Annotated in this window: 13 protein-coding genes; 10 read left to right on the top strand and 3 right to left on the bottom strand. The window is 66.7% G+C overall.

Going from position 1 to position 16,288, the window contains the following annotated elements; genetic code table 11:
• Nucleotides 1–1,452, top strand: a complete 1,452-nt coding sequence (locus SIL87_RS05385; protein ID WP_405055212.1) for a cobyric acid synthase — start codon at nt 1–3, stop codon at nt 1,450–1,452.
• Here SIL87_RS05385 and cbiB read toward each other — a convergent pair.
• Entirely contained in the window at nt 1,436–2,419 is a 984-nt protein-coding gene (cbiB, locus tag SIL87_RS05380) for an adenosylcobinamide-phosphate synthase CbiB (RefSeq protein WP_319613175.1), read from the bottom strand. The two genes, SIL87_RS05385 and cbiB, sit on opposite strands and share 17 nt — an antisense overlap.
• A gap of 34 nt (nt 2,420–2,453) precedes the next feature.
• Here cbiB and cobD point away from each other — a divergent pair, with 34 nt between their 5' ends.
• The 6 genes from cobD (at nt 2,454) to SIL87_RS05350 (ending at nt 8,907) form a co-directional block, all read left to right on the top strand.
• Nucleotides 2,454–3,488: a threonine-phosphate decarboxylase CobD gene (cobD, locus tag SIL87_RS05375; RefSeq protein ID WP_319613174.1), complete on the top strand. Its 1,035-nt coding sequence runs from the start codon at nt 2,454–2,456 to the stop codon at nt 3,486–3,488.
• Between the two features lie 249 nt (nt 3,489–3,737).
• A complete protein-coding gene (locus SIL87_RS05370) occupies nt 3,738–5,270 on the top strand; it encodes an outer membrane protein assembly factor BamB family protein (RefSeq protein ID WP_319613173.1) in 1,533 nt (510 codons plus the stop codon).
• 43 nt (nt 5,271–5,313) lie between these two features.
• Nucleotides 5,314–6,282, top strand: coding sequence for a metal ABC transporter solute-binding protein, Zn/Mn family (locus tag SIL87_RS05365; protein ID WP_319613172.1), 969 nt, complete (start codon nt 5,314–5,316; stop codon nt 6,280–6,282).
• 114 nt (nt 6,283–6,396) lie between these two features.
• The gene (locus SIL87_RS05360) at nt 6,397–7,188 is read left to right on the top strand and encodes a metal ABC transporter ATP-binding protein (RefSeq protein ID WP_319613171.1); all 792 of its coding nucleotides are present in this window, start codon (nt 6,397–6,399) and stop codon (nt 7,186–7,188) included.
• 20 nt (nt 7,189–7,208) lie between these two features.
• Nucleotides 7,209–8,102, top strand: a complete 894-nt coding sequence (locus SIL87_RS05355; RefSeq protein ID WP_319613170.1) for a metal ABC transporter permease — start codon at nt 7,209–7,211, stop codon at nt 8,100–8,102.
• A 1-nt stretch (nt 8,103) separates the two neighbouring features.
• The gene (locus SIL87_RS05350; protein ID WP_319613169.1) at nt 8,104–8,907 is read left to right on the top strand and encodes a metal ABC transporter permease; all 804 of its coding nucleotides are present in this window, start codon (nt 8,104–8,106) and stop codon (nt 8,905–8,907) included.
• A 14-nt stretch (nt 8,908–8,921) separates the two neighbouring features.
• On the opposite strand, the gene SIL87_RS05345 is transcribed toward SIL87_RS05350, so the two are convergent.
• Both SIL87_RS05345 and rpsA read right to left on the bottom strand, forming a co-directional pair.
• Nucleotides 8,922–9,383 (bottom strand): Fur family transcriptional regulator, encoded by a 462-nt coding sequence (locus tag SIL87_RS05345; RefSeq protein WP_319613168.1) that lies wholly within the window; start codon nt 9,381–9,383, stop codon nt 8,922–8,924.
• A 208-nt stretch (nt 9,384–9,591) separates the two neighbouring features.
• Complete coding sequence (gene rpsA, locus SIL87_RS05340; protein WP_319613167.1) at nt 9,592–11,319, bottom strand: 30S ribosomal protein S1; 1,728 nt, start codon at nt 11,317–11,319, stop codon at nt 9,592–9,594.
• Between the two features lie 447 nt (nt 11,320–11,766).
• Here rpsA and SIL87_RS05335 point away from each other — a divergent pair, with 447 nt between their 5' ends.
• From SIL87_RS05335 to ligA, 3 genes are read left to right on the top strand one after another with little or no spacing between them, the layout of a single operon-like run.
• The gene (locus tag SIL87_RS05335; protein ID WP_319613166.1) at nt 11,767–12,579 is read left to right on the top strand and encodes an outer membrane protein assembly factor BamD; all 813 of its coding nucleotides are present in this window, start codon (nt 11,767–11,769) and stop codon (nt 12,577–12,579) included.
• A gap of 16 nt (nt 12,580–12,595) precedes the next feature.
• The gene (gene recN, locus SIL87_RS05330; protein WP_319613165.1) at nt 12,596–14,275 is read left to right on the top strand and encodes a DNA repair protein RecN; all 1,680 of its coding nucleotides are present in this window, start codon (nt 12,596–12,598) and stop codon (nt 14,273–14,275) included.
• Complete coding sequence (ligA, locus tag SIL87_RS05325; protein WP_319613164.1) at nt 14,272–16,278, top strand: NAD-dependent DNA ligase LigA; 2,007 nt, start codon at nt 14,272–14,274, stop codon at nt 16,276–16,278. The genes recN and ligA overlap by 4 nt, the downstream gene beginning before the upstream one ends.
• The last annotated feature ends 10 nt before the right edge of the window (nt 16,279–16,288 follow it).

The following is a 16,288-nucleotide window of genomic DNA, read 5'->3' as shown; positions in this document are numbered from 1 at the left end:
ATGTTTCAGGGCACCGGATCGAGCGTGGGGAAATCGACGCTGGTGGCCGGCCTCGCGCGGGCGCTGACGCGCCGCGGGCTGCTGGTGTTGCCGTTCAAGCCGCAGAACATGTCCAACAATGCGGCGGTGACGCCGGAGGGTGGCGAGATCGGGCGGGCGCAGGCGTTGCAGGCGCTGGCGTGCGGGGTCGATCCGCATGTGGATATGAATCCGGTGTTGCTGAAGCCGCAGAGCGAGGTGGGGTCGCAGGTGATCGTGCAGGGGCGGGTGTTCGGCACGGCGCGGGCGCGGGACTATCAGGCGATGAAGCCGCAATTGCTGCCGTATGTGATGGAGAGTTTCGCGCGGCTGCGGGGGCGGGCGGATATCGTTCTGGTCGAGGGGGCGGGCAGTGCATCCGAGGTGAACCTGCGGGCGAACGACATTGCCAATATGGGATTTGCCCGTGCGGGCGACGTGCCGGTCGTGGTGATCGGGGATATCGACCGGGGCGGGGTGATTGCCAGCCTGGTCGGGACGCAGGTGGTGCTCGATCCGGCGGATGCCGCATGCATCGTGGGGTTCATCGTGAACCGGATGCGGGGCGATGCGGGGTTGTTCGCCGAGGGGATGGCGCTGATCGCGGCGCGGACCGGGTGGCGCGCGCTTGGGTTGGTGCCGCATTTCGAGCGGGTGCGGGCGTTGCCGGCGGAGGATGCGGCGGATCTGGCTGCGCGGATGGCACCGGTGCGGGCGGGGAAAGCGCTGCGGATTGCGGTGCCGGTGCTGCCGTATATCGCGAATTTCGACGATCTCGATCCGTTGTTCGGGGAGAGCGAGGTCGAGCTGACATTTCTGCGGGACGGGGCGGCGCTGCCGGTGGCGACCGACCTCGTGGTGCTGGCCGGATCGAAGGCGACGATTGCGGATCTGGCGGCGTTGCGGGCGTTCGGGTGGGAGGCGGATATTCTGGCGCATGTCCGGCGCGGGGGACATGTGCTTGGCCTGTGCGGCGGGTATCAGATGCTGGGGCGGCGGATTGCCGATCCCGACGGGATCGAGGTCGTGGCATCGGAGGTGGCGGGGCTCGGATTGCTCGATATCGAGACCGTGCTGACCGGGGACAAGCGGTTGACGGCGGTGCGCGGCAGGCTGGTGGGCGCGGATGATGCGGTGGTCGCGGGGTATGAAATGCATGGCGGGCGCAGTTTCGGGCCGGGGGTGGGCGCACCCTTCGTTCGGTTCGACGATGGCCGGGTCGATGGGGCGCGATCGGGCGATGGGCTGGTGAGCGGGACTTATGTGCACGGGCTGTTCGGTGCTGATGGCGCGCGGGCGGCGATGCTGCGGCGGTTCGGAGCGGTGGCGGGGGCGCGGGATCATCGGCGCGAGATCGAGGATGCGCTCGATGCGCTGGCGGATCATCTGGAGGCGCATGTCGATATCGCGGGTTTGCTTACGCTCGCCAGATGATCAGGGTGAGGAGCCAGAGCAGGAGGATTTGCAGGATTGTGGCGCGGCGGAACAAGGCGAGGGCGCGGGCGATGTCGTCGGCGGTGGCGTCCGGCGTGCCGCTGCCCATCCAGGCATCGTCGATGGTGACCGTGCCGTAGGTGCGCGGGCCGGCGAGGCGCAGGCCGAGGGCACCGGCCATGGCGGCCTCGGGCCAGCCGGCGTTGGGCGAGCGGTGGCTCGCGGCGTCGCGGCGGACCGCGCGGAGGGCGGCGGCGGCATCGGTGCCGGGATGCAGGGCGGCGGCGGCGATGATGAGGAGGGCGGCGAGGCGCGAGGCGGGGAGGTTGATGAGATCGTCGAACCGCGCGGCGGCCCAGCCGAAGGCTTCGTGGCGCGGGGTGCGATGGCCGATCATGCTGTCGGCGGTGTTGGCGGCCTTGTAGGCGGCGAGTCCGGGCAGGCCGAGCAGGGCGCACCACAGGATCGGGGCGATCACGCCATCGGAAAAGTTTTCCGCGAGGCTTTCGATCGCGGCGCGGGCGACGCCGGCATGATCGAGGCTTTCGGGGGCGCGGCCGACGATGTGGGAAACGGCGGCGCGGCCATCGGCGAGGCTGCGGGCGAGGCCGCGTTCGACGGCGCGGACATGGGTGGCGAGGCTGCGCGAGGCGAGCAGGGCGCTGGCGAGCAGAGCGATCAGGAGCAGGGCGAGGGCGCGGGGCAGCAGGACGAGGCTGGCGGCCTGAAGGACGGCGGCGGGCAGGATGGCGGCGAGCAGGATCAGGATGAGGGCGAAGGCACCCATGAGGCGGCGGGTTGCGGGCGGGGCGGAGGGGTGGTTCAGGCGGTGATCGAGCCGGGCGATCAGGCTGCCGATCCAGATCACGGGATGGCCGATCAGGCGGAAGATCGGGTCGGGGTAGCCGGTGATCGCCTCGATGGTGAGGGAGAGCGCCGCGAGCGGCACGGTGATCGGTAATATCATGGACAGGGGCGGCGGGGACGAGGAGATGGGGTCATTGGGCGGTGATAACACATCGGGCGCCGAGGGGATCGGCGGGGCGATACTGCATGGCGGCCGGCTTGAGGCGGCGGCGATGCGGTATCCGGCGGCGCGGTTGCCGTGGATCGATCTGTCGACCGGGATCAATCCGGTGGGGTATCCGGTGCCCGAATTGCCGCCGTCCTGTTTCGCCCGGCTGCCGGAGGTGGAGGCGGTGCTGCGGCTCGAAGCGGTGGCGGCGCGCGCCTATGGCGTGGCGGATGCGGCGATGGTGGCGGCGGCGCCGGGGACGCAGAGTCTGATCGATCTGCTGCCAAGGTTGATTGCGGCGCGGCGCGTTGCGGTGGTGGGGCCGACCTACGCCGAACATGCGGCGTCCTGGGCGCGGGCGGGGCGTGTGGTGCGCGAGATTTCCGCGCTCGACGAGGCGGGGGATGCCGAGGTGGTGGTGGTGTGCCAGCCGAACAATCCGGATGGGCGGGTCGTGCCGCGCGGGGCGTTGATGGCGCTCGCCGATGCGATGGCGGTGCGCGGCGGCTGGCTGGTGGTGGATGAGGCGTTCGCCGATCTGGCCGATGGGGTGGGGTTGGCCCCTGCCCTGCCGCATCCGGCGATCGTGGTGCTGCGCTCGTTCGGCAAGACCTATGGACTGGCGGGGGTGCGGCTCGGGTTCGCGCTTGCGGCACCCGCAATGGTCGGGCGGGTGCGGGCGGCGCTCGGGCCCTGGGCGGTTTCCGGGCCGGCGATTGCGGTGGGGACGCTGGCGCTGGGGGATCGGGCCTGGCTTGCGGCGTCGCGGGAGGCGCTTGGGCGCGGGGTGGCGCGGCTGGATGCGATGTTGGAACGCGCTGGGTTCGATATCATCGGCGGGACGCTGCTGTTCCGGCTGGCGGCATCGGAGACGGCGGGACGGTGGTTCGAGCATCTGGCGGCGCAGGGGATACTGGTGCGGGGGTTCGAGCGGCAGACGGCGTGGCTGCGGTTCGGGATTCCGGCAGATACCGGCGAATGGAACCGGTTGGATGACGCATTGCAGCAATACAAGGGTTGAATCATGAACAATTGTTCGTGATGACGGGCAGTTGCCAAAATATTCTCCTTCATGAATAACAGGTGGAGGACTAGTTCACTTGTATCGGTATCAGAACCGCGACTTTGGTTTCGGCGTCGGTATTTCGTGATAATCTGCTCTTGCTGTGTAAATATTTGTAAATTGGAGGAAGTGTCTATGGACAAGCCAAGATATCTGCCGCTGCCGCGGTCTGGTCTCGCATGTTCTGCGATTGTGCTTGCGCTGGTGATGTCGAGCACGGGGATCGGGTATGCCGCAAGCGGCAGCCATCCGGACAAGGACAGCACGACGCCGAAGCCGACATTGGGGACTTCGCAGGGCACCACCCCGTCAGCCGCCGCCAACAAGCAGGAGGCGGCGCTCGATCCGAACAATCCCTATGCGCGGCTTTACATTCCGCAGAACGCGCCGACCGGGGCGGATGCGCAGATCCCGCCGGATGGCTGGACTCATGCGTACGGCAAGCCTTCGCACAATGCCGCGTTTCCGGTGCCTGCCAGCGCGCCGGCCTGGATCAGGAACGGGGTGAAGTGGAATTTTCCCGAAGCGCGGGCGTGGCCGCTTTCCGACAATGAGCCTTACGGGGCGAAGATTTACGGAATTCGCGAGGCGCTGCCGGTGCAGACCCAGTTTTATGGCAATGCGCTCGGCGTGGCGTTCGCCAAGGGCGTGGTCTATGCTGAGAGCGACGACATGTTCGCCTATGCGATCAATGCCCAGACCGGCAAGCTGATCTGGCGCACCAGCCCGGTGGGCAACTACCTGATGGGCAATCCGGTTGTCGTGAAGAAGCTGGTCTATCTTTCGGCGGGCAGCGTGAGCTTCAATTTCGCCAATGTGGTGGCGTTCAAGAACGACCCCTCGAAGGCGGCGCGCGGGCTCGATATTTCGTATAACGGGGTTTATGCGGTGAGTCGCAAGACCGGCAAGCTGAAATGGTATTTCGCGACGCGCGGCGAAGCGATGCCGACGCCGGCCTATGACAATGGCAAGCTGTTCATCACGACCGGCACCGGCAACGCCTATGCGATCGACGCCGAGACCGGCAAGCAGGTGTGGAAGAACCACCTCGGCGGGATTGCCAACATGTCGAGCCCGGCGGTTTACAAGGGCCATGTATTCGTTGCGATGTCGGTGAAGCCGTATCTCTACAGCCTCGATGCCAAGACCGGGAAAGTGGCCTGGAAGGGCACGATTCCGAAGGCGGCCAATACCGGGATGGGCGATGTTTCGCCCGTTGTTTCCGACGGTGTGGTGGTGCAGGACGCGGTTTCCGACGTGCGGACGACCAACGGCAAGGGCACGATGAACACCACCGTGCGCGCCTGGAACGCGAAGACCGGCAAGGTGTTGTGGACCGACAAGATGGGCCGGGGGCCGAAAGTTCCGGCGTTCAAGGGCGGTGTGCCGATGGTGCATGACGGCGTGGTTTATGTCGGCAGCCCGGTGACTTCGGATTATGTTGCGCTCAACCTCAAGACCGGCAAGCAGCTCTGGCGCTGGAATGTGCCGAATGCGGGTCCGGCGGGTGCGGCGCGCGGGGCGCCGACCTATTACAAGGGCACGCTCTATGTCTCGACCGGGCCGAGCGTTTACGCGCTCGATCCCAAGACGGGCAAGGAGATCCACAGCGTGCACGTTGGGGGGCGGTTCGGGATCGTGAGCCCGGCGATCATTGGTGGGACGGTGTTTCTCGGCAATTCGTGGGATTGGGTGAACGCGCTGCCGCTGCACGACATCAATCCGAACTACAAGGGCTGAGCCTACCCACCCCGCGCCCTGCGGAAGGGTCTGGACGGATGATATGATATGTCATATCATCCGTTCGGATCATTTCGGGGCGTGGGGTATGGCGGATTTTCGGGCGGCGCTGGTGCTGGCGGTTTTGGTGGCGGGCACTGGGTGTGCTCTGGCCTCCGGGCCGATCAAGGATGGGCCGATCAGGGCGGTCGGGATTGAGAATGAATATGCCAATGTGATCCAGCAGATCGGCCGGCGGTATGTTGCGGCCAGTGCGATCGAATCCAATCCCAACACCGATCCGCATAGTTTCGAGGCGAGCCCGCGCGTCGCGCAGCAGATCGCGGGAGCGGCGCTGGTGGTCGAAAACGGCGTGGGGTACGATAGCTGGGCGGACAAGATCATTGCCGCGGCACCCGATCCGCACCGCGTCGTGATCAATGTGCAGCATCTGCTGGGTCTGCCGAATGCCACGCCGAATCCGCATTTATGGTATGCTCCGACCACGATGCCGGTGGTCGCGAAGGCGGTGGCGGCGGCGCTGGGGCGGATGGCGCCGGGGCATGCGGCGTATTTCGAGGCGAATGTGGCGAGGTTCGATGCGTCGCTGAAGCCGTGGTATGCGGCGATTGCCGCGTTCAAGGCGCGGTATGGCGGCACGCCGGTGGCGGTGACCGAGCCGGTCGGGGATTATATGCTTGAGGCGGCGGGGGCGGATATCGAGACGCCGTTCAGCCTTCAGGCCGCGATCATGAACGGGACCGATCCCTCGCCGCAGGATGTCGCGACGCAGAATGCGCTGTTCAACGCGCATAAGGTCAAGGTGTTCGTCTATAACCAGCAGGTGACCGACCCGCTGACCGCCTCGTTTCTGGACCTGGCGCGGAAAGATCATATCCCGGTCGTGGGGGTCTATGAGACGATGCCGACACCGGGGTATGACTATCAGTCATGGATGCTGGCGGAAGTTCAGGCCCTGCAACGGGCGGTGACGGCGGGGATTTCAACCCAGTCGTTGCTGGGCGGCAAGTGAAGGGTTCTTTTTTTGCGCTCCTCAGGTCAGGAGGCGACGGCCATAGAGCGCCCATGACCCGAACCAGCGAAAGTTTTTTGTTACTTTTTTCAAAAAAGTAGGTCTTCCTTAACCATGCTCAACGTAAACTCCCTCTCGGTCAGTTTTTCGGGCCGCAAAGTGCTCGATCAGGTCGGGTTCAGCCTGCCGCAGGGGTCGTTCTGCGGGCTGATCGGCTCGAACGGTTCGGGCAAGACGACCTTGTTGCGGAGTATTCTCGGCCTGGTGAAGCCTGAGGGTGGCACGGTGGCGACCGGTGGGGGCGAGGTTGGATATGTGCCGCAGAAGATCCAGCTCGATCCGTTCATGCCGCTGCGGGCACGGGATGTGGTGGCGCTGGGGATGGACGGGCACCGGTTCGGGTTGCCGCTGCCCTCACTTGCGCGACGGCGCGCGGTGGATGCGATGCTGGCGGCGGTGGATGCGACCGGTTTTGCCGACCGGCGGGTGGGGGATTTGTCGGGCGGGCAGCAGCAGCGGATCATGATCGCGCATGCGCTGGTGCGCGGGCCGAAGCTGCTGTTGCTGGACGAGCCGCTCGCCAATCTCGATCTGCGCAGCGTGGCGGAAGTGGTGGCGCTGTTGCACCGGTTGTCGTTCGAGCAGCGGATCACGGTGTTGCTGTCGGCGCACGACATGAACCCGCTGCTGCCGGTGATGGACCGGATCGTGTATCTCGCCAACGGGCGCTCGGTGAGCGGCAGCGTGGGTGAGGTTGTGCGGGGTTCGGTGTTGAGCCGGCTGTATGGCTATCATATCGACGTGATCAGCGTACATGGGCGGGTTCTGGTGGTGGCTGCCGGGGGCGAGAACGGGCTGGATGCGGATATCGCCTGTGCGCCGGTGCATGTGGCGCAGATCCCCTGAATGCGGCTGAGGGAGGGCGGATGATCGGGGGTGGATTTTTCGGCAATGGGCCGGTGCAGGTGGCGCTGCTGATCGGCGGCGGGGCGGCGGTGGTTTCAGCGGTGGTGGGGGTGTTCACCGTGATGCGCGGGCAGTCTTTCGCGGGGCATGCGCTGGCGGATATCAGCAGTGCCGGCGGCTCGGCCTCGCTGCTGCTCGGCATTCCGGCTCTGGCGGGATTTCTGGCGATGGCGGCACTGGGCGCGGGCGGGATGGAGATGATCGGCGCGCGGCAGATCCGCGAGCGGGATCTGGTCACCGGCATCGTGCTCGGGGCGGGGCTCGGGTTGACCGCGCTGTTCCTGTACCTCGATATCAGCACGACGAGTGCGAGCGGGGCGGCGAATACCGTGATGTTCGGCTCGATGTTCGCGATCGCACCTGGCACCGTTCCGTTTGCGCTGGGTGTGGGGGCGCTGGCGCTGGCGGTGAGCGTGGTGTTGTACCGGCCCCTGCTGCTGATTGCGATCGATCCCGATCTGGCGGCGATCCGGGGTGTTAACGCGCGGCTGCTGGGGCTGCTGCATCTGCTGGTGCTGGCGGTTGCGGTGGCACTGTCGGCCATGACGATCGGGGCGATTCTTTCGACGGCGCTGCTGATCGGGCCGGCGGCGGCGGCGCTGCGGGTGGCGACGCGGCCGGTCTGGGCGATCGTTCTGGCGGTGACGATCGGTCTGGTCGCGACCTGGGGCGGAATCGCGCTGGCCTATGACAGTTTCTACTGGACGCCCGGGCATGGCTGGCCGGTGAGTTTTTTCGTGGTGGTGATCGTGGTTGCGAGTTATGCGGCGGCCGGGCCGGTCGGCGGCGCGCTGGCCAGGCGGCGCGCGACCGCCCTGCCCGCTCCGGTCTCCGGTTTCGAGCCGGGCGGCTAAGATGTTTTCCAGCTTCATGGTCAATACCTGGATCGTCGCTTCGATCGTCGCGGCGACGGCGGGGCTGGTCGGGTTTTTCGTCGTGGTGCGCGGCTCGTCCTTTGCGGCGCATGCGCTGCCGCTGAGCACGTTTCCGGGTGCGGCGGCGGCGGCGTGGCTCGGGATCAACGAGATCGCGGGGCTGGTGATATTCGCCCTGCTCGGGGTGATCGGGATCGATGCGCTCAGCAGGCGTGGCCGGCCGGAAGTGGCGACGGCGCTGACGCTGGTGTTGCTGCTGGGGCTGGGGACGCTGTTTCTCAGCCAGACCGCGGAATATTCGCAGGAGGTCTATGGCCTGCTGTTCGGGCAGATCCTGGGGATCGGGGCACGGGATATCGCGCCGATCGCCGTGGTCTGTGCGCTGGCCGCCGGGGCGATCGTGCTGCTATTCCGCCCGTTGCTGCTCGGCTCGGTCTCGCGGGAGCTGGCGCAGGCGCGCGGGGCGGCACCGGGACGGCTCGATCTCGCGTTTCTGATCATTCTCGCGATGGCCTCGGCGGTGGCGCTGCCGGTGGTGGGGGCGCTGCTGGTGTTCAGCCTGATGGTGGGGCCGGCTTCGGCGGCGCGGAACCTGACCGATCGGCCGGGACTTGCGCTTGGGCTTTCGGTGATGCTGTCGCTGATCATCGGGTGGGCGGCGATTGCGCTTTCCTATGTCACCAACTGGCCGGTCGGGTTTTTCGTCGGCGGGTTCGGGGCGGTGGCTTATGCGCTCGGCCGGTCGGGGCTGCGGTTCGGGGTGGTCGGGTCCGTGAGGGCCTGATCAGGCGGCGCGGGTCAGGCCGCGGCGCAAATGGCGCACAGGCCGGTGACTTCGACGATGATCGATTCCGGTTTGAAGCCGAGTGCGCTGGCGGCGGCTTCGAGGGCGTGGACCACGGCGTGATCGTCCCGCTCGGCGACCGCGCCGCAGCGACGGCAGATATAGAACTGGGCGGCGTGGTCGTGATGATCGGCCTCGATGCAGGGGATGAAGGCGCTGAGGCTTTCGACCTTGTGGATCAGATCGTTCGCGAGCAGGAATTCGAGGGCGCGGTAGATGGTGGCGGGGGTCGCGGCCTTGTGGGTGGCGCGGAACCGGTCGAGTAATTCGTAGGCGGTGACCGGCTTGTTCGCTTCGAGGATCAGGCCGAACACGGCGCGGCGCTGGGCGGTGAACTGGGTGCCGCGCCGGGTGCAGGCGGCGGCGGCATGGTCGAGCCGCTGGTCGATCCGGGGATTGGGGCGCGGGCCGATCATGGTGAGTTCATCGCCCGAAAACGGTCACGCGCCGTGATATCTGTCATCATTCACGTATAAGTCAGTGTGGCGGCGCTTGCGAATCGGCCATTGCATCTGTGGCGGGGTGGGCAATGTCTGCCATTGCGTGCCGAATATGATCGGCCCGGCCAACTAAAAAAACGCCGCCCCGAAGGACGGCGTTTCTCTGATACGATGATCGTCAGTCTCAGTTTTCGCCCTGAGCCTGCTGGTTGCGGCGACGGATCGCGGCACCCAGGATGTCGCCGAGCGAGGCACCCGAATCCGACGAACCGAAATCGGCCATCGCCTGCTTGTCCTCGTCGATCTCCTTGCCCTTGACCGTGAGCTGCAGCTTGCGCGAGGCGCGGTCGACTGCGGTGATCTTGGCGTCGATCTTTTCGCCGACGGCGAATTTATCGGGGCGCTGATCGCCTTTGTCGCGGGCCAGTTCGGCACGGCGGATGAAGCCGGTCAGAACGTCGTCCACCTTCACTTCGAGCCCGTTGGTCTGGACCGCGGTGATGACACAGGTGACGATCATGCCTTTGTGGACCCGATCGAGCACGCCGGCGGCGGGGTCTTCCTCGAGTTGCTTCACGCCGAGGCTGATGCGCTCTTTCTCGACATCGACATCGAGCACCTTGGCCTTGACGATATCGCCCTTGTTGAACTTCGCCATCGCCAGTTCGCCCGGCTCGTCCCACGAGAGGTCGGACATGTGGACCATGCCGTCGATTTCCGGGGCGAGGCCGATGAACAGGCCGAACTCGGTCATGTTGCGGATCTCGCCTTCGACCAGCGAGCCCACGGGATGTTCGTCCATGAACTGTTCCCACGGGTTGCGCGAGACCTGTTTGAGGCCGAGCGAAATCCGCCGCTTGCTGGCATCGACGTCGAGCACCATGACCTCGACTTCCTGGCTGGTCGCCACGATCTTGCCGGGGTGGGCGTTCTTTTTGGTCCAGGACATTTCGGAAACGTGGACCAGGCCTTCGACGCCCGGTTCGAGCTCCACGAACGCACCGTAATCGGTGATGTTGGTGACGCGGCCGGTGACCTTGATGCCGGGCGGATATTTGACGTCAACGCCTTCCCACGGATCGGTCTCAAGCTGCTTCATGCCGAGGCTGATGCGCTGGGTGTCCGAATTGAAGCGGATCACCTGCACGCGGACCGGCTGACCGATGGTCAGCGCCTCGGCCGGGTGGTTGATCCGGCGCCATGCGATATCGGTCACGTGGAGCAGGCCATCGACGCCGCCGAGATCGACGAACGCACCGTAATCGGTGATGTTCTTGACCACGCCGTCGAGGATCTGGCCTTCCTTGAGGCCCTGGATCAGCTCCGAACGCTGTTCGGCGCGGGTCTCTTCGAGGACCGCGCGGCGGGAGACGACGATGTTGCCGCGCGCGCGATCCATTTTCAGGATCTGGAACGGCTGGGACATGCCCATCAGCGGGGTAACGTCGCGCACCGGCCGGATATCGACCTGGCTGCCCGGCAGGAACGCGGTCGCGCCGCCGAGATCGACGGTGAACCCGCCCTTGACGCGGCCATGGATGATGCCGTTGACGCGGGTCTGTGCCTCATGCGCGCGTTCGAGCGCGGTCCATGCTTCCTCGCGGCGGGCCTTTTCACGGGAGAGGACGATCGAGCCATCCTTGTCCTCGTAGCGTTCGATGAAGAGGTCGAACACATCGCCCGGCTTGACTTCCTGGCCGCCGAATTCCTTGAGCGGAACCCGGCCTTCGCTCTTGAGACCGACATCGACCACGACGAATTCGTCGTCGATGCGGGAGACGCGGCCTGACACCACCGAGCCTTCGAAGCCGGTGTTGCTGCCGAGCGTGCTGTCGAGCAGCGCGGCGAAATCGTCAGTGCCGGTGTATTGGTCTGCGCCGTGCTGGCGCGCAACGGTTGCGATTGAACCCATGAAGCGGTTTAAATCCTTGAAACGAGACCACTTGCGCGGCCGGTTTGGTATGCGGGCGATGAAGCCTCGACTGCCCGGGGGACCGGGTGGATTGCTGGGCGTTCCGGTAGTGGGAACGAGCCGCGGACAGAACGCCCGCAGCTGATGGGAGAGATACGCACATCCGCAGCAAGGCGCAAGCGCCGCGGGCCGATTTCCGGCGGTTCCGGCAGGGTTTTTCACGCGGTTTGCGATGTTCAGGGGGTTTTCCCGCGCGGGACCGGCGCAGAGGCTTCGCGCCACCGAATCACATGCTATAAGCCCGGCCCGATGACGCACGCGCACCCCCAGACGATTCCGCCCGCTTCGCACCCCGCAATCGGGTCGCCCCGAGGCCAGTCTGCCCCATGCCAGTCTGCGCCATGCCAGTCTGGCCGAGGCCGGTCTCCCCGCTGGATGAGTCTTGCCTTGCTCGTGCCCCTGGCGCTGGGCGGCTGCGGGCTGTTCGGCGGGTCGGCCCATACCGGCAAGGGCGGCAAGGGCAAGGAAGCCAAGCCGCTCGCGTCGGCCGGGACACTCTATTCCAACGGGCTCGCCTATCTGCAGAAGGGCGAGAACAAGAAAGCGTCCGAGGCGTTCAACGCGGTCGAGACCAATTACCCCTATTCGACCTGGGCGACCCATGCGGAATTGCTGCATGGCTATGCCGAATTCCGCCGGCAGAATTTCGATTCCGCGGTGGGGGCGCTCAACCGCTTCATCGAATTGCATCCGGCAAGCCCCGATGCGGCCTATGCGTATTATCTGAAGGCGCTCTGCTTCTATGAGCAGATCGAGGGCGTGCATCACGACCAGACCTTCACGCTCGAAGCAGTGCAGGCGCTGCAGGATGTGGTCACCCGCTTCCCCGACAGTGCCTATGCGCGGGATGCCAGGGTGAAACTGCGGCTGGCGCAGAACCGGCTCGCCGGGCATGAAATGGCGATCGGGCGGTTCTATGAGCGGCAGAACCTGTATCCTGCCGCGATCCATCAGTTTCAGATCGTGATCCAGCAATATCAGACCACGACCTTCGTGCCCGAGGCGCTGGAGCGGCTGGTGGAATGCGATCTCGACCTCGGGCTGGTGCCGGAGGCGCGGCGAGCGGCGGCGGTGCTGGGGTATAATTATCCTGGCTCGCACTGGTACAAGCTCGCCTACGACAAGCTCGGCGTGCATCATCTACTGAACGGGGCCACCCCACCGCGTAAATCCGGCGGGTTCCTGTTCGGGCTGCTCTGAGCCGCGCGCCGCGGTCATGATCACCGCGCTGTCGATCCGCGATGTCGTGCTGATCGACCGGCTCGATCTCGGGTTCGATGGCGGGCTGGCGGCGTTCACCGGCGAGACCGGGGCGGGCAAGTCGATCCTGCTCGATGCGCTCGGCCTGGCGCTGGGGGCGCGAGCCGATGCCGGGCTGATCCGTACCGAGGCGGCGCAGGCGGTGGTGACCGCCTCGTTCGCGGTGGCGGCGGACCATCCGGCGCAGCGATTGCTGGAGGATCACGGGATCGAGGCGGGGGACGAGATCCTGCTGCGGCGGATCGTGGCGCGGGATGGGCGTTCGCGCGCGCTGATCAACGATCAGCCGGTGGGTGTGGCGCTGTTGCGGCGCGTGGCGGATCTGTTGATCGAAATTCAGGGGCAGCACGCGCAGATCGGCCTGTCGGACCCGGCGACCCAGCGCGCGATGCTCGATGATTACGGCGTCGATCGGGCGCTGCGTGATACCGTGGCTTCGCTGCACGGCTCCTGGCAGGCGGCCGAGGCGGCGCGGACGGATGCTGAGATTGCACTGACCGAGGCGCTGCGCGACGAGGATTTCCTGCGCCATGCCGTCGATGAACTCGCCGCGCTGGCGCCGCGCGAGGGCGAGGAGGATGAACTCGCGGCCGCGCGTCAGTTGATGCAGGGGGCGGAGCGCCGGGCCGAGGCGATCGGCACCGCGCTGGGCGAGCTGGCGCCGCGCGAGCGGCGGTCGAACGGGCCGGGGGCAATGTTGCGGAGTGCGGCACGGGCGCTGGGGCGGATTGCGGCGGCGGAGCAGGGAATGGTGATCGGCCAGGCGCTCACCGCGATCGAACGGGCCGAGGAGGCGCTGGCCGAGGCCGAGACGCTGCTGTCCCGCGCGGCGCACGAGGTGGAGGGCGACCCGCGCGGGTTGGAGGCGATCGAGGAGCGGTTGTTCGCGCTGCGGGCCATGGCGCGCAAGCATGGTGTCGTGCCGGCTGAGCTTCCTGCCTTGCTGGAACGCTTCATCGCGCGGCTTGCCACGCTCGATGCCGGCACCGCTTCGTTGCAGCGGTGCGCGGCGGCAGCGGCGGCGGCGCGGGGTGAATACGTGGTGGCGGCAACGGCGCTGAGCGCGGCGCGGGACCGGGCGGCGGCGCGGCTGGCGCGTGCGGTCGGGCAGGAATTGCCGCCGTTGAAGCTGGACCGGGCGAAGTTCAGCGTCGAGCGGATCGGCCTGCCGGAGGCGCAATGGGGCGTGCGCGGGGCGGATGCGGTGCGGTTTCTGATCGCGACCAACCCCGGTGATGCGCCCGGTGCGCTCGACCGGGTGGCTTCGGGCGGCGAGTTGTCGCGCCTGCTGCTGGCGCTGAACGTGGTTCTGGCCGGGGAATCGCCGGTCGGCACGCTGATTTTCGACGAGGTGGATAGCGGCATCGGCGGGGCGACCGCGGCGGCGGTGGGTGAACGGCTCGCGCGGATCGCGCAGACCACGCAGGTGCTGGTGGTGACGCATTCGCCGCAGGTGGCGGCGCGGGCGGCGACGCATTTTCAGGTCGCGAAATCGGTGGGGCGCAGCCGGGCGCAGACGCTGGTGCACCGGCTGGATGCGGCGGCACGGCGCGAGGAGATTGCCCGGATGCTGGCTGGCGAAATGGTCACCGATGCGGCGCGCGAGGCAGCGGCGAGCCTGCTGGGGGGCACATGAGCGAGGCGCGGCGGCAGGAACTGGCCGAACTGCTGGCGGCGGCGGACCTCGCGTATCATCGCGACGACCAGCCGATCATGGACGATGCTGCTTATGATGCGTTGAAGCGCGAGGCGGCGGCGCTGGGGGTGGCCCCGGAGACCGTGGGAGCCGCGCCTGCGGCAGGCTTCGAGAAGGTGCGGCATCGCCAGCCGATGCTCTCGCTCGACAATGTGTTCGACCCCGGCGAATTTGAGGCATTCTGCACGCGGATCCGGCGGTTTCTCAATCTCGGTGCGGCGCCGCTGCGCTTCGTGGCCGAGCCGAAGATCGACGGTCTTTCGATTTCGCTGACCTATCAGGATCGGGTGTTCGTGCGTGGGGCGACGCGGGGGGACGGGGCGGTGGGCGAGGATGTCACCGCCAATCTGCGCACACTCGATGAGTTGCCGCTCAATCTGCCCGATGATGCGCCCGATTTCATCGAGATACGCGGCGAGGTTTATATGACCAAGCCGGATTTTCTTGCGCTGAACCAGGGTTTGCAGGCGCAGGGGTCGGCGCGGCAATTCGCCAACCCGCGCAATGCGGCGGCGGGGAGCCTGCGGCAGCTCGATGCCCGGGTGACGGCGTCGCGCCGGTTGTCGTTGTTCGCTTATGCGCGCGGCGAGGCCAGCGCGCCGGTTGCGATGACCCATGCGGATTATCTGGCGACGCTCGAACGCTGGGGATTCCGGGTCAATCCGCTGGCGCGCATGGTGAGCGAGGCCGAGGCGGAAGCGTTTCAGCAGGAAATGGCGGCACAACGGGCGGGGCTTGATTACGATATCGACGGGGTGGTGTTCAAGCTGGACGATCTGGCGTTGCAGGACCGGCTCGGCTTCGTCGGGCGGGCGCCGCGCTGGGCGGTGGCGTGGAAGTTTCCGGCCGAACGGGCGATCAGCGTGCTGCGTGCGATCACGATTCAGGTCGGGCGGACCGGGGCATTGACCCCGCGTGCGACGCTGGAGCCGGTGAATGTCGGCGGGGTTCTGGTCAGTCACGCGACGCTGCACAATGAGGACGAAATCGCGCGCAAGGATATACGGGTGGGCGATACGGTGGAATTGCAGCGGGCGGGGGATGTGATTCCGCAGATCGTTGCGGTGCTGGCGGATCATCGGCCGTCAGAGTCGGTGGCGTTCGTGTTTCCGGATCATTGTCCGGTCTGCGGTTCGTTGGCGATCCGGCCCGCCGGGGAGGTGGTGCGGCGGTGTACCGGCGGGTTGATCTGTGCGGCGCAGGTCGTGGAGCGGCTGATCCATTTCTGTTCGCGCGGGGCGTTCGATATCGAAGGCATGGGCGACAAGACGGTTGAGGCGTTTCACGCGCGCGGCTGGCTCGCTACCGCTGCGGACGTCTTCGATCTGCCGGGCCGGGCCGATGAGATCGCGGCGCTGGAGGGGTGGGGTGCGACCTCGGCGCGGAAACTGGCGGCGGCGATCGAGGCACGGCGGCGCGTTCCGCTTGCGCGCTTCATCTACGCGCTTGGAATCCGGCGGGTGGGCGAGGCAAATGCCCGGCTGCTGGCGCGGCATTATACATCTTATCCGAACTGGCGGGCGCAGATGGAGGCGGCGGGGGAAATCGGCTCGGATGCGCGGCTGGAGCTGGGGTCGATCAGCGGGATCGGTCCGTCGATCGCCGAGGAACTCGCCGGGTTTTTCGCCGAGCCGCATAATCGCGGACAATTGGATCGGCTGGTGGCGCGGCTCACAATCGAGGATGAGGTCGCGGCGGCGGCGGCGGGGCCGCTTTCGGGCAGGACGATCGTGTTCACCGGAACACTCACTGCCATGACCCGCCCGGAAGCCAAGGCGCGGGCAGAAGCGCTGGGGGCCAAGGTGACGGAGACGGTGTCACGCAAGACCGATTACGTGGTGGTCGGGGAGGATGCCGGGTCGAAGGCGGTTAAGGCGGCGGCGCTGGGCATTGCGGTGCTGAGCGAGGCCGCATTCCGTGAGATGGCGGGTTTCGATCCGTAGGTGCCGGTGG

The sequence above is a fragment of the Acidiphilium acidophilum genome, assembly GCF_033842475.1.
Lineage (GTDB): Bacteria > Pseudomonadota > Alphaproteobacteria > Acetobacterales > Acetobacteraceae > Acidiphilium > Acidiphilium acidophilum.
This window is presented reverse-complemented; position numbering and strand designations above follow the sequence as displayed.

Coding starts and splice junctions, on each gene's coding strand:
- SIL87_RS05385 (WP_405055212.1), top strand. CDS start 1: ATGTTTCAGGGCACCGGATCGAGCGTGGGGAAATCGACGCTGGTGGCC.
- cbiB (WP_319613175.1), bottom strand. CDS start 2,419: ATGATATTACCGATCACCGTGCCGCTCGCGGCGCTCTCCCTCACCATC.
- SIL87_RS05370 (WP_319613173.1), top strand. CDS start 3,738: ATGTCGAGCACGGGGATCGGGTATGCCGCAAGCGGCAGCCATCCGGAC.
- SIL87_RS05365 (WP_319613172.1), top strand. CDS start 5,314: ATGATATGTCATATCATCCGTTCGGATCATTTCGGGGCGTGGGGTATG.
- SIL87_RS05360 (WP_319613171.1), top strand. CDS start 6,397: ATGCTCAACGTAAACTCCCTCTCGGTCAGTTTTTCGGGCCGCAAAGTG.
- SIL87_RS05355 (WP_319613170.1), top strand. CDS start 7,209: ATGATCGGGGGTGGATTTTTCGGCAATGGGCCGGTGCAGGTGGCGCTG.
- SIL87_RS05350 (WP_319613169.1), top strand. CDS start 8,104: ATGTTTTCCAGCTTCATGGTCAATACCTGGATCGTCGCTTCGATCGTC.
- SIL87_RS05345 (WP_319613168.1), bottom strand. CDS start 9,383: ATGATCGGCCCGCGCCCCAATCCCCGGATCGACCAGCGGCTCGACCAT.
- rpsA (WP_319613167.1), bottom strand. CDS start 11,319: ATGGGTTCAATCGCAACCGTTGCGCGCCAGCACGGCGCAGACCAATAC.
- recN (WP_319613165.1), top strand. CDS start 12,596: ATGATCACCGCGCTGTCGATCCGCGATGTCGTGCTGATCGACCGGCTC.
- ligA (WP_319613164.1), top strand. CDS start 14,272: ATGAGCGAGGCGCGGCGGCAGGAACTGGCCGAACTGCTGGCGGCGGCG.